Here is an 11,600-nt window from a genome sequence, read left to right on the forward strand (position 1 = left end):
CAGGCGGGGTGGGCCCCGCCTGGAATGGGAAAGAAGCGGGGCGCGGGGCCCCGCGTCCGCGGTCAGGCTTCTTCCGCCGCTTCCTCGGCCGGAGCCTCTTCGAGGGCGCCGATGTCCACGCCGGCAGCACCCATCTGCGCGCTCATCCCGTCGAGCGCGGCGCGGGCGACGAGGTCGCAGTAGAGAGCGATGGCGCGCGCGGCGTCATCGTTGCCCGGGATCACGTAGTCAACGCCCTTCGGCGAGCAGTTCGTGTCGACGACCGCGACGACCGGGATGCCGAGCTTCTGCGCCTCGAGGATGGCGAGGTCTTCCTTGCCAACGTCGATGATGAAGAGGAGATCCGGCAGGCCGCCCATTTCGCGGATGCCGCCCAGCGAGGCCTGAAGCTTCGCCTGCTCACGCTCCATCCCGAGACGCTCTTTCTTGGTGAGGCCCTCGGCGCCTTCCGCCATGACCTCGTCGATCTGCTTCAGGCGGGCGATCGACTGGGAGACGGTCTTCCAGTTGGTCAGCGTGCCGCCGAGCCAGCGGTGGTTCATGTAATACTGGGCGCACTTTTCCGCGGCTTCCGCGATCGGCTTCTGCGCCTGGCGCTTCGTGCCGACGAACAGGATCCGGCCGCCCTTGGCGACGGTCTCGCGGATGACGTTCAGCGCGGCGTCGAGCATCGGCACCGTCTGCGTCAGGTCGATGATGTGGATGCCGTTGCGGTCGCCGTAGATGTACTCGGACATCTTCGGGTTCCAGCGCTGGGTCTGGTGGCCGTAGTGAACGCCAGCTTCAAGCAGCTGACGCATGGAGAAATCGGGGAGCGCCATGTCCATTCCTTTCCGGTTTGCGCCTCGGCAGGGCCTCAGGGATCTCTCCCAACCGGCGGACCTGCGGGGATTTCTCCCCCGAAGGCCCATGCCCCACCTGTGAAGTGCGCGCCATCTACCCTCTTTCGCGCGCGGGTGCAAGTGCCTGCAGCTTCGCGCGGGCGCCGTAGCGCCTTCAAGGCAGATGGACGCTCGCGAAAGGAATGGCGGTCGGGAGTGCGCAAGGCAACCCCTTGTCATCGACATGGCTGCAGGTGACTAATCCGGCATGAAATCTTCGCCCCCCGATATCATCTGCGTCGGCGCCGCGCATTGGGACGTGATCGGCCGCGCCACCGAGGTCATGCGGCCCGGCGCCGATGTCCCCGGCCGCATCACCCGGTCGCCCGGCGGCGTCGCCCTGAACGTCGCGGTGGCGCTGGCTCGCTTCGGATTGCGCCCTGCCCTGCTTTCATCGATCGGATGCGACGCGGAGGGAGATGCGCTTGTTTCGGCGGCGACGGATCTTGGCGTCGATTGCCGCCACGTCTGGCGCGATGGGGGCCTTCCCACCGACAGCTACGTTGCCGTCGAGGATACCGGCGGTCTCATCGCGGCAGTCGCAGACGCCCGCTCACTTGAAGCCGCCGGGGCAGCGATCCTTGCGGCGCTCTCCGACGGTCGCCTCGGCCGCGACGGCGCGCCCTGGACCGGGACGATCGCGCTTGACGGAAATCTTACGCAAGCCCTCTTGTCCGCGATCGTGCAATCCCCGCTCTATTCCGAGGCGGACCTGAGGGTCGTGCCGGCATCCCCCACCAAGGTGACACGTCTTCTGCCGCTCTTGGACACCCAGAGAGCCACCGTATACTTGAATCTCGAGGAAGCGCAGGGGTTGTGCGGTAAGGAATTACCGGGTGCATCGGAAGCGGCAACGGCGCTTGTGCGGCTTGGCGCACGGCGCGCGATCGTGACCGACGGCGGCCGGCCCTGCGCGGATGCCTCGAAGGAGGGACTGCTTACGGCAACGCCACCTTCTGTCCATATCACGCGTTTCACGGGCGCGGGCGACAGTTTCATGGCCGCCCACATGGCCGCCGAAATCAGGGGTGCGGGACGCCGGGACGCGCTCACCCGTGCGCTTGACGCCGCAGCACGTCACATCTCGGAAGGAGCGTGAAACATGCCCCGAAACTCCTCGCAGGCGCCCCTGACCTTCTCGCCCGCAGTGCGATCCGCACTTGACCATGCCGAACCGATTGTGGCGTTGGAATCGACGATCATCACCCACGGGATGCCTTGGCCTCAGAACCTCGAAACCGCGCTTGGCGTCGAGGCGGAGGTGCGCGGATCGGGCGCCTGCCCGGCCACGATCGCTGTGATGGACGGCCGCATCCGTATCGGCCTGACGGAGGCCGAACTGACCTCCCTCGCCCGCACCAGGGGCGCGATGAAGCTATCGCGGGCAGATATGGCCGTTTGCCTGGCCCAGGGCCGCACCGGCGCGACGACCGTGGCCGCAACGATGATTGCCGCGAACCTCGCCGGCATCGGCGTCTTCGCGACGGGCGGGATCGGCGGCGTGCATCGCGGCGCGGAAGCGAGCTTCGACATATCGGCGGACCTCCGGGAACTCGCGCAGACGCCCGTGACCGTCGTTTCGGCGGGGGCCAAGGCAATCCTCGACCTTCCGAAGACCCTTGAGGTGCTCGAGACGCTGGGCGTCCCGGTGATCGCCTGCGGCCAGGACGATTTCCCGGCCTTCTGGTCACGTAGCTCGGGCCTTCCAGCGCCGCTCCGGATCGACAACCCGGCCGAAATTGCCGCGGCGCAGGCGATGAGGTCGCGGCTGGGCTTGTCCGGCGGACAACTGGTCGCAAACCCGATCCCTCACGAACACGAAATCCCCCGCGAAGTGATCGACCCCGTCATCGCCGAGGCGCAGGCAGAGGCCGAAGCGCGCGGCATCGCCGCAAAGGCGGTCACGCCCTTCCTTTTGGAGCGGATTTTCGAGCTCACCAAGGGCCGCTCCCTCGCCGCGAACATCGCCCTGGTCAGGAACAACGCCCGCCTCGCGTCCGGCATCGCGCGGGAACTCGCCAGTCTTCGCAAGGACGGAGAATGACGCAACCGGTTTCGGAGCGGGCCGCCACGGGTACCTGTTGGGCTGCAAACGCGAATTTGTTGCGCATAGCGGAATCTGCAGCGTTGTGGGGCCGCTCCAAAGCCCCTACATTCCGCGCTAAATCTGTCGCAGGCGCTCGATGACCGAAAACCAGGATCCGCTCAACCTTCACCCGCAGCCGCGGAAGCGCCACGGCATGCTGGCCGGGTTGCGCGCGTCGTTCCTTACCGGTCTTGTCGTGATCGCGCCCATCTTCCTGACGCTCTGGCTGTTCTGGACGGTGGTCGGATGGATCGACAGCTGGGTGTTGCCCTTCATCCCCTCCCAATACCAGCCGCAGAAGTACATCGGCGTGAACCTGCGCGGCGTCGGCGTCATCATCTTCCTGATCTTCACGGTGATCGTCGGCTGGATGGCGAAGGGGCTCATCGGGCGTTCGATGATCGCGTGGGCGGAAGGCGTCGTGGACCGGATGCCCGTGGTCCGCTCCGTCTACAACGGGCTCAAGCAGATCACCGAGACGGTCTTCGCTCAGGGCGCGGCGAATTTCGACAAGGCCTGCCTCGTGGAATACCCGCGCAAGGGCCTTTGGGCGATCGCCTTCGTTTCCTCGTCGACGAAAGGCGAAATCGACAAGAAGATCCCGCGGGACGAGCCGCTCATCTCGGTCTTCCTTCCCACCACTCCAAACCCGACATCGGGTTTCCTGCTTTTCGTGCCGCGCGAAGACGTCGTCTTCCTCGACATGTCGGTCGAAGACGCGGCGAAGCTGATCATCTCCGCCGGACTGGTGTATCCGACCGCGAAGGAAGTGGAAAAGCTCAAGGAAGATCAGATCAAGCGGCCAGCCTGATCCTCTTTCAAGCGCAAAGGCGAGGGTTGGTGCAACCTGAGCAAGGTGTTGCCGAAGCGCCGCGGCCCAGGGAAAGATCCAAGTTTTCGCATTGATGGGCACAGGTTGCATGCTAGCATCCGTTTACAAAGCGTAGATGTGGAGGTCATCCCATGAAGATGATCCGAACCGCCCTAGCTGCTTTCTGCATGGCCTCGCCTGCATTCGCGGGCGGCATGGCAGAGCCGGTCGTCGAACCCGAAGTGATCGTCGAGGACACGGCAGGGACCTCCGGCGGAATCATCGTTCCGCTTCTCCTCCTGGTGTTGATCGCGGTTGCGGTCTCGCATTCGGACGGCGACGCGGCGCGGCAGACCTGACAGACGAGTTCCAGCGGAGGAGATTTCTCCACCAATTTCCAACCTCAAACCGACAGTGAAGACAGGAGAACAATCATGAAGACACTCATTGCTGCCATTACGGCATCCATGATCGCGATGCCGGCACTCGCCGGCGGCATGGCAGAGCCGGTGATCGAGCCGGTCATCGCGCCCGAAGTGATCGAGGAAGATACGGCTGGCACCTCTGGCGGGATCATCGTTCCGCTTCTTCTCCTGGTGCTGATCGCCGTTGCCGTGCATGGACACGACAGCGGGTCGTCCACGCCGGTCGACACCGCCCCTGCTGGCTAATATTCGGAAGGGGTTCGAGCGGGCCAGTTCCGCTTGTGCTGGGAAGTGCGGCTGCGGTGACGCGGCCGCATTTTTCTATCTGGAAACGACGGCTTGGCCGAAGGACGCCCCATATTGTCAGAGCGCCGTCCAGCCACCATCCACGCTGATGGTCGTTCCGGTGATCTGATCTGCGGCGGCACTGCACAGGAAGGCGACGGTTCCGCCGATCTGTTCGATCGTGGCGAACTGCTTCGATGGCTGACGCGCCAGCATGACCTCGCGGATCACCGTTTCACGGTCCATGCCGTGCGTTTTCATCTGGTCCGGGATCTGGGATTCGATCAGGGGTGTAAGAACGTATCCGGGGCAGACGGCATTTGCCGTGATCCCCTGCCCCGCCGCCTCGAGGGCGACTGTCTTCGTCAAGCCGACGATCCCGTGCTTTGCCGCGATATAGGCGGATTTGTACGGAGACGCCGTCAGGCCATGCGCCGAGGCGATGTTGACAATCCGGCCCCATCCTTTCGCGCGCATCAGCGGCAAGGCGGCCGCGGTCGTGTGAAAGGCGGAACTGAGGTTGACCGCGATGATCGCGTCCCACTTCGCCGCCGGAAACGACTCGATCGGCGCCACATGCTGGATGCCCGCATTGTTGACGAGGATGTCGCAAGTCCCGGCGGTCTCAACGAGCGCCCGGCACTCCTCGCCCACGGACATGTCCGCCTTGATGTAGCGCGCCTTGACGCCGTGTTCTCTTGCGATCTGCTCGGCCAGGGCGTGATCTTCAGAGCGATCGGTAAACGAGTTGATGACGACATCCGCGCCCGCCCTTGCGAGCTCGTATGCGACACCAAGTCCGATGCCGGAGTTCGATCCCGTGATGACCGCGGTCTTGCCAGCGAGGCTCATGGCGTTCCCTTTCAAGTTGCGTCCGCAGCGACAATAGATGCTGCAGGCGCAAAGAACAGCCAAAAATGGTCGCCAAGACCGCTGCCGATTCTCGCGATCTGCTCGCCTCCTTGAGATGCCCGCAGAGGGCGAAAAAAAACGCCCGCGCGAGGCGGGCGTTGAGTTATTGAGGCAGGTTTCATACAGGCAAGAAACCTATCGAGCAGTGGGACCTTTATACGCGTAACACCGCCGCTCTCCAAGCTAAAAGTTTGAAAAGCCAAGAAAGCGGCGATAGCGTGGCCGCATCGGTGAACAGTGAAATCGAGAGGCCGTGGCAGGATGAAGGGTCGGATAGGGATCGCGGTGAAACGCGCTGCGGCGACAATCCTGATGGTGGCGGCCACTGCCGTTGCCGCGCACGCAGAGCCGAAACACGGCATAGCTATGTACGGGGAGCCCGCGCTGCCACCCGATTTTGTGTCTTTGCCCTATGCTAATCCGGACGCGCCGAAGGGTGGCCGAATGGTGTTCGGCGAGGCCGGTGGCTTTGACAGCCTGAACCCCTACATCGTCAAAGGGCGCGCACCCTGGGGATTGGGTGTTCACGTTGTGGAAACGATGATGGCGCGGTCCATCGACGAACCCTTCACACTCTACGGTCTTCTCGCCGAATCGGTGGAGACGGACGAGTCCCGTTCCTGGGTGGAATTCACCCTCCGAGACGAGGCCCGATTCTCGGATGGAAGCCCGGTCACGATCGAGGACGTGATGTGGAGCTACGAGACCCTGGGGACCATCGGGCACCCGCGCTACCAGACCGCCTGGGGCAAGGTCGCGAAGATGGAGCAGACCGGCCCGCGTTCCGTCCGCATCACCTTCAACACCGAGGACCGGGAGCTCGCTCTGCTCATGGGGATGCGCCCGATTCTGAAAAAGGCTCAGTGGGAGGGAATGGACTTCGCCGAAAGCACGCTCGACGCTCCGATCGGTTCCGGTCCCTACGTCGTCGACAAGTTCGAACCGGGCCGTTTCATCAGTTTCCGACGGAACCCGGATTACTGGGGCAAGGATCTTCCCGTTAATCGGGGGACCAACAACCTCGACGAGATCCGGTATGACTACTTCGGGGATGCCGGCGTCGTCTTCGAGGCGTTCAAGGCTGGCGAGATAAACATCTGGGCTGAAACGAACAGCGCAAAGTGGCTGACTCAATACGATTTTCCCGCCATGACCTCGGGCGAGGTGGTGAAGAGCGTCATCCCCCATAGCCGCCCCTCCGGGATCAGCGGCCTCGTGATGAATACCCGCATTCCCGTCTTCCAGGACTGGCGGGTGCGGGAAGCAATGACGCTCGTCTTCAATTTCGAGTTCATCAACCAGACCCTGAACGGTGGGACCGAGCCCCGGATCACCTCCTATTTCTCGAACTCCGTTCTCGGGATGGATCATGGGCCGGCGGCGGGACGCGCGGCAGAGCTTCTCTCGCCCTACGCCGACGAACTCGTTCCGGGAACGATCGAGGGATATTCGCTGCCCGTGGGCGACGGGACCGAACTCAACCGCGGCAATACGCGCAAGGCCATCGCTCTGATCGAGGAAGCCGGGTGGGCCGTCGATAACGGAGTGCTGAAGAACGCCGCCGGGGAGCCATTCACCTTCGAGATCGTGCTTTCCCAGGGCGCGACGGAAACGCAGTCGATCGTCGACATCTACATAGAGGCGCTGAAGCGGCTCGGGATCAATCCTGTTGTCAGCATCGTCGACAGCGCGCAGTACACCGAGCGAACCAAGGCCTACGATTTCGGCATGGCCTTCTACACGAGGTCGCTGTCCCTTTCGCCCGGCAACGAACAGCTTCTTTATTGGGGCCGCAAGGGCGTCACCGAGCCAGGTTCCCGGAACTGGATGGGCGTCGACAGCGAGGCGATCGAGGCGATGGTCGCGGCGATGGTCGGCGCAGCGGACCAGGACGAATTCATCGCGGCGACAAAGGCGCTGGACCGGATTCTCACGGCCGGCAGATATGTGATTCCGATCTGGTATTCGCGCGAAGCACGCGTTGCGCATTCGCGTCATCTGCGTTATCCGGACACGCTGCCGGTCTACGGATACTGGCCGGGATTCATACCCGAGGTATGGTGGTGGGAGGACTGAACCCATGACGCGCAAACTGATCCTTATCGCGATGCTCGCCGGGCTCGCCGCCTGCAACACGGTCGCAGGTGTGGGCGAGGATATTTCCGGCGCGGCGCGCACCGTCCGGGACACGTTCTGATCCCATCATCCGGTGCCAGACGGCCGGAACCGCTGCCTGAATGCGGCGGAGTGGATTGGCGCGCCCGGCGGGGACATGGCCGCCGCCTCGCGGCATGGATGCAAGTGTCGCGGTCAAAGTTCTTTTCCCGCTGAAACTTTGGCTGCATGATCGGATTGAAACGGACCCGAAAGAGACCGGAGGCAGGCAGAATGAAGTGGCACCACGTTCAGGACAACTGGTCCTCGTTCTTCGACGCCATCGTTGACCGTTGGCCCGAAGCGGACGAGGCGGAGCTTGAGGATATCGATGGCGATCAGCGGGCGTTCGTGAACTACATCGCCCAACTGACTGATCAGGAACCAACGGACGCGGCGCAGGAAATCCGCGAGTGGCTTCGGGGCGAACTGCCGTCCGACGTGGTCATGGACCCGCGCCACGACGATCATTCCATCTCGCTTTCCGGGAAGTTCCTCCCGGACGGAGAGGACGAATACGACGATGATTCCCGCTTCGGGGACGAGGGGAACGAATAGGGTTCCGCATTCGCTGCCCCTCGCCTGATCGCGTCCGCGGCTGTGGCGAGGGCAAGTATCCAGCATCCAAGCCGCCTTGAAACCTCTCCTGCCGAGGCGTAGCAGAGAGCGATGCTCTCGGTATTTGAGACTCCCCCGCTTCCGCCCTGCCCCCGGGAATTCAACCTCGCGGGTTACGTCCTCGGACATGCCAACGACAGGCCCGACAAGATCGCGCTGCAGATCGTGCGGCCCTCGGGGGCGGAACGCTGGAGCTACGCGCGCCTCAACGCCGCGGTTCTGGGGGCGGCCGCCGGCCTGCTCGGGCTCGGGCTCACGCCGGGCGACCGAGTTCTCCTGCGGCTGGGAAATACTATCGAATTCCCTATCGCGTTCCTGGGGGCGATAGCTGCCGGCCTCATTCCGGTTCCGACATCGACGCAACTGACGAGCCCGGAACTGGAATGGATTTCCACCGAAATCCGTCCCCGCCTGATCGTCGCCGGGGCGGGCATCCCGCTTCCGGAAAACCGCGACTGCCACGTCATCTCCGAGGCGGAGCTTCGGGCTTTTGAAAACCTCCCGCCGGCGATCCCCGTCTTGGGCGACCCGGAGCGGCCGGCATATATCATCTACACCTCGGGAAGTTCGGGCCAGCCGCGTGCCGTGGTTCACGCGCATCGCGCGGTCTGGGCGCGCCGGATGATGTGGGACGGATGGTACGGGCTGCGGGAAAGCGACCGTTTGCTTCACGCTGGCGCATTCAACTGGACCTACACGCTCGGCACCGGGTTGATGGACCCTTGGGCCGTCGGCGCGACAGCCCTGATTCCGGGCGCCGGGGTGACATCCGATCAGCTGTTCCTTTTGCTGAAGCGGTTCGACGCCACCATTTTCGCAGCAGCGCCAGGTGTTTATCGGCAAATGCTGAAGCGTGGGGACCGCGTTGACCTGCCTCGCCTCCGTCATGGTCTGGCAGCGGGTGAGAAGCTTTCCGAAGCGACTCGCGCCGCCTGGGAAGGCGCGACCGGCACGCTGATCTGTGAAGCTCTCGGCATGTCGGAATGCTCGACATTCGTTTCAGCCTCTCCAGCCCATCCCGCGCCGGAAGGGGCCATCGGCTATCCGCAGGAAGGGCGCCACGTCGCCGTGCTGGATGAAAGCGGCGCGCCCGTCGCGCATGGCGAGCCCGGAGTCCTTGCCGTTCATCGGTCGGATCCGGGGCTTTTCCTTGGGTACCTCGACAACGAAGCGGAAACGAAATCCCGGTTTCGTGGTGATTGGTTCGTGACCGGAGACATGGTGTCCATGGCCGAAGATGGTGCGATCACCTACCTTGGCCGCAACGATGACATGATGAATGCCGGGGGCTATCGGGTTTCCCCACTGGAGGTCGAGGCGGCGATGCATGCGTGCCCCGACGCCGGAGACGTTGCCGCGATAGAAGCACGGCTCAAGCAGGATGTCTCCGTCATCGCGTTGTTCCACACCGGCCCGGCGACCGAGGAAGCCTTGAAGGCCCACGCCGAGGATCGGCTCGCACGCTACAAGCAGCCCCGCCTCTACATCCGGCGCGAGGCCTTGCCGCTCGGTGCGAACGGCAAGGTCAACCGTCGAAAACTGCGTGAAGAATGGGAGGCAGGTCTTTGATTCGCCTTGATATACTTTCCGATCCGATCTGCCCTTGGTGCTATATCGGAAAGGCCCGCCTCGACCGCGCGCTGGAAGCCCGGCCGGAGCACCCCTTCCTGATTGAATGGCACCCGTTTCAGCTCAATCCCGAAATGCCCCCGGAAGGAATGGACCGGGCCGCCTATCTGGAGGCCAAGTTCGGTGGCCGGGAGGGAGCGGTTCGCGTCTATACCCAGATCGCGGAACATGCCGAACAGGCCGGGGTTGAGATCAATTTCGACAAGATCCGGCGCACCCCGAACACGCTGGACGCGCATCGGCTGATCCATTGGGCCGGTCTTGAAGGGCGCCAGACGGCCATCGTCTCCGCGCTGTTCCGTGCCTACTTCCGCGAGGGGCGCGATATCGGTGACGCCGGGACACTCGCCGACATCGCCGCCGAGGCGGGTCTCGACCGCGCCATGGTCGCGCATCTTCTTGCCACCGACGCCGACCGCGACGACATCATCGCGCGCGACCGCCACGCGCGCGAACGTGGCGTGACCGCGGTGCCGACCTTCATCATCGGAAACCGGCATGTCGTTCAGGGTGCGCAGCCCTCGCAACTCTGGCTGGATGTCATCGACGAGCTCGCGGAGCGCCCATCTTGAAAGCTCAAATAATGATCCCGGAGCGCCGGCTTTCGCTTCCGGAATTCACGGCGATGCTGGCGCTCCTTTTCGCGAGCATCGCGTTTTCCATCGACGCGATGCTGCCCGCCCTGCCCCAGATCGCGGCCGAACTCACGCCCGACGCGGTCAACCGCGCGCAGCTGATCCTGACTGCCTTCGTGCTGGGCATGGGGGTCGGCACGTTCTTCGCCGGGCCGATCTCGGACGCGACGGGGCGCAAGGTAGCGATCACGGGCGGTTTCGTTCTCTACCTCGCGGGGTCGGCGCTTTCGATGACGGCGACTTCGATCGAGATGCTGCTCGCCGCGCGCTTCCTGCAGGGCCTCGGAGCGGCCGGTCCACGCATTGCCGGCCTCGCACTGGTGCGCGACCTCTATGCGGGACGGGAGATGGCGCGCGTCACGTCGCTCGTCATGATGGTCTTCATCCTCGTGCCCGCGGTTGCGCCTTCCATCGGTCAAGTGATCCAGAGCTTCGCCGGCTGGCGCGGCGTGTTCGGGGCCTTCATCGTCTTCGGGCTCGTGGGGACCGCTTGGGTCAACATCCGTCAGGAAGAGACGCTGCCGCCCGAGCGCCGCCGTCCGCTGCGCGTCGTTCCGATGCGGGAGGCCGCGCGCGAGGTTCTGGCCGACCCGCAGGTGCGGCTTTACACGGCGGTTCTCAGCCTCGGCTTCGGCCAGATGTTCGCGCTCCTGTCCGCGGCGCAGCAACTTTTCGACGAAACCTATGGTCGCGGCGAAAGCTTCCCGCTTTGGTTCGCCTTGATGGCCATTCTCTCGGGGACGGGCTCTGTCCTCAATGCCCGTTTCGTTGTGCGGCTGGGCATGCGCCGGATCGCGACCTGGGCCTATGCCGGCCAGACGATCATGTCGATCGCGATGCTGACGTTTGCCTCGTTCGGGACTCTCGTGTTCCCGGCATTCTTCATCTGGGCCGTGAGTGTCTTCTTCATGGCGGGGATAACCTTCGGGAACCTGAACGCGCTCGCGCTCGAGAAGATGGGACATATCGCCGGAATGGCCACCTCGGTCGTCTCGGCGATCGCGACGATCGCGGCCGTCGCGATCGCTGTGCCGGTGGGGCTTGCGTACAACGGGACGGCCGTGCCGATCCTGATCGGAACGCTTGTCTGCTCGGCCGTCGCCTGGATGCTCATGCGCAGGACAACGGAGGCCAGCTGATACCCGGGGGCAACGCCTTCGGCGG

General features: G+C 64.1%; 13 protein-coding genes. 11 read left to right on the top strand and 2 right to left on the bottom strand.

The annotated features are described in order from the left end of the window. Nucleotides 1–62: 62 nt before the first annotated feature. Nucleotides 63–827 (bottom strand): 30S ribosomal protein S2, encoded by a 765-nt coding sequence (rpsB, locus tag ABCN56_RS01395; protein WP_343078983.1) that lies wholly within the window; start codon nucleotides 825–827, stop codon nucleotides 63–65. A gap of 262 nt (nucleotides 828–1,089) precedes the next feature. Here rpsB and ABCN56_RS01400 point away from each other — a divergent pair, with 262 nt between their 5' ends. The 5 genes from ABCN56_RS01400 to ABCN56_RS01420 all read left to right on the top strand — a co-directional run bounded on the left by ABCN56_RS01400 (nucleotide 1,090) and on the right by ABCN56_RS01420 (nucleotide 4,449). Next, nucleotides 1,090–1,980, top strand: coding sequence for a PfkB family carbohydrate kinase (locus ABCN56_RS01400; protein WP_343078984.1), 891 nt, complete (start codon nucleotides 1,090–1,092; stop codon nucleotides 1,978–1,980). Nucleotides 1,981–1,983: 3 nt separating this feature from the next. Beyond that, complete coding sequence (locus ABCN56_RS01405) at nucleotides 1,984–2,925, top strand: pseudouridine-5'-phosphate glycosidase (RefSeq protein ID WP_343078985.1); 942 nt, start codon at nucleotides 1,984–1,986, stop codon at nucleotides 2,923–2,925. A 139-nt stretch (nucleotides 2,926–3,064) separates the two neighbouring features. After that, complete coding sequence (locus tag ABCN56_RS01410; RefSeq protein WP_343078986.1) at nucleotides 3,065–3,778, top strand: DUF502 domain-containing protein; 714 nt, start codon at nucleotides 3,065–3,067, stop codon at nucleotides 3,776–3,778. A gap of 152 nt (nucleotides 3,779–3,930) precedes the next feature. Next, complete coding sequence (locus ABCN56_RS01415; RefSeq protein ID WP_343078987.1) at nucleotides 3,931–4,137, top strand: hypothetical protein; 207 nt, start codon at nucleotides 3,931–3,933, stop codon at nucleotides 4,135–4,137. Between the two features lie 75 nt (nucleotides 4,138–4,212). Continuing rightward, entirely contained in the window at nucleotides 4,213–4,449 is a 237-nt protein-coding gene (locus ABCN56_RS01420; protein WP_343078988.1) for a hypothetical protein, read from the top strand. 117 nt (nucleotides 4,450–4,566) lie between these two features. Here ABCN56_RS01420 and ABCN56_RS01425 read toward each other — a convergent pair whose 3' ends face one another. Beyond that, nucleotides 4,567–5,340: a 3-hydroxybutyrate dehydrogenase gene (locus ABCN56_RS01425; RefSeq protein ID WP_343078989.1), complete on the bottom strand. Its 774-nt coding sequence runs from the start codon at nucleotides 5,338–5,340 to the stop codon at nucleotides 4,567–4,569. A gap of 321 nt (nucleotides 5,341–5,661) precedes the next feature. Between ABCN56_RS01425 and ABCN56_RS01430 the strand changes: the two genes are divergently transcribed. The 6 genes from ABCN56_RS01430 (at nucleotide 5,662) to ABCN56_RS01455 (ending at nucleotide 11,575) form a co-directional block, all read left to right on the top strand. Then, nucleotides 5,662–7,476, top strand: coding sequence for an extracellular solute-binding protein (locus ABCN56_RS01430; protein ID WP_425466059.1), 1,815 nt, complete (start codon nucleotides 5,662–5,664; stop codon nucleotides 7,474–7,476). Nucleotides 7,477–7,480: 4 nt separating this feature from the next. Beyond that, the gene (locus tag ABCN56_RS01435; protein ID WP_343078990.1) at nucleotides 7,481–7,597 is read left to right on the top strand and encodes an entericidin, EcnA/B family; all 117 of its coding nucleotides are present in this window, start codon (nucleotides 7,481–7,483) and stop codon (nucleotides 7,595–7,597) included. A gap of 191 nt (nucleotides 7,598–7,788) precedes the next feature. After that, nucleotides 7,789–8,112 carry a hypothetical protein gene (locus tag ABCN56_RS01440; RefSeq protein ID WP_343078991.1) on the top strand — a complete coding sequence of 108 codons (324 nt, stop codon included), beginning with the start codon at nucleotides 7,789–7,791 and terminating at the stop codon, nucleotides 8,110–8,112. A gap of 111 nt (nucleotides 8,113–8,223) precedes the next feature. Next, nucleotides 8,224–9,741: a class I adenylate-forming enzyme family protein gene (locus ABCN56_RS01445; protein ID WP_343078992.1), complete on the top strand. Its 1,518-nt coding sequence runs from the start codon at nucleotides 8,224–8,226 to the stop codon at nucleotides 9,739–9,741. Beyond that, complete coding sequence (locus ABCN56_RS01450) at nucleotides 9,738–10,373, top strand: DsbA family oxidoreductase (RefSeq protein ID WP_343078993.1); 636 nt, start codon at nucleotides 9,738–9,740, stop codon at nucleotides 10,371–10,373. The genes ABCN56_RS01445 and ABCN56_RS01450 overlap by 4 nt, the downstream gene beginning before the upstream one ends. Before the next feature lie 11 nt (nucleotides 10,374–10,384). Beyond that, complete coding sequence (locus ABCN56_RS01455) at nucleotides 10,385–11,575, top strand: multidrug effflux MFS transporter (protein ID WP_343080091.1); 1,191 nt, start codon at nucleotides 10,385–10,387, stop codon at nucleotides 11,573–11,575. Nucleotides 11,576–11,600: the final 25 nt, after the last annotated feature.

Source organism: Ostreiculturibacter nitratireducens (genome assembly GCF_032670585.1).
Lineage (GTDB): Bacteria > Pseudomonadota > Alphaproteobacteria > Rhodobacterales > Rhodobacteraceae > Ostreiculturibacter > Ostreiculturibacter nitratireducens.

Coding starts and splice junctions, on each gene's coding strand:
- rpsB (WP_343078983.1), bottom strand. CDS start 827: ATGGACATGGCGCTCCCCGATTTCTCCATGCGTCAGCTGCTTGAAGCT.
- ABCN56_RS01400 (WP_343078984.1), top strand. CDS start 1,090: ATGAAATCTTCGCCCCCCGATATCATCTGCGTCGGCGCCGCGCATTGG.
- ABCN56_RS01405 (WP_343078985.1), top strand. CDS start 1,984: ATGCCCCGAAACTCCTCGCAGGCGCCCCTGACCTTCTCGCCCGCAGTG.
- ABCN56_RS01410 (WP_343078986.1), top strand. CDS start 3,065: ATGACCGAAAACCAGGATCCGCTCAACCTTCACCCGCAGCCGCGGAAG.
- ABCN56_RS01415 (WP_343078987.1), top strand. CDS start 3,931: ATGAAGATGATCCGAACCGCCCTAGCTGCTTTCTGCATGGCCTCGCCT.
- ABCN56_RS01420 (WP_343078988.1), top strand. CDS start 4,213: ATGAAGACACTCATTGCTGCCATTACGGCATCCATGATCGCGATGCCG.
- ABCN56_RS01425 (WP_343078989.1), bottom strand. CDS start 5,340: ATGAGCCTCGCTGGCAAGACCGCGGTCATCACGGGATCGAACTCCGGC.
- ABCN56_RS01430 (WP_425466059.1), top strand. CDS start 5,662: ATGAAGGGTCGGATAGGGATCGCGGTGAAACGCGCTGCGGCGACAATC.
- ABCN56_RS01435 (WP_343078990.1), top strand. CDS start 7,481: ATGACGCGCAAACTGATCCTTATCGCGATGCTCGCCGGGCTCGCCGCC.
- ABCN56_RS01440 (WP_343078991.1), top strand. CDS start 7,789: ATGAAGTGGCACCACGTTCAGGACAACTGGTCCTCGTTCTTCGACGCC.
- ABCN56_RS01445 (WP_343078992.1), top strand. CDS start 8,224: ATGCTCTCGGTATTTGAGACTCCCCCGCTTCCGCCCTGCCCCCGGGAA.
- ABCN56_RS01455 (WP_343080091.1), top strand. CDS start 10,385: ATGATCCCGGAGCGCCGGCTTTCGCTTCCGGAATTCACGGCGATGCTG.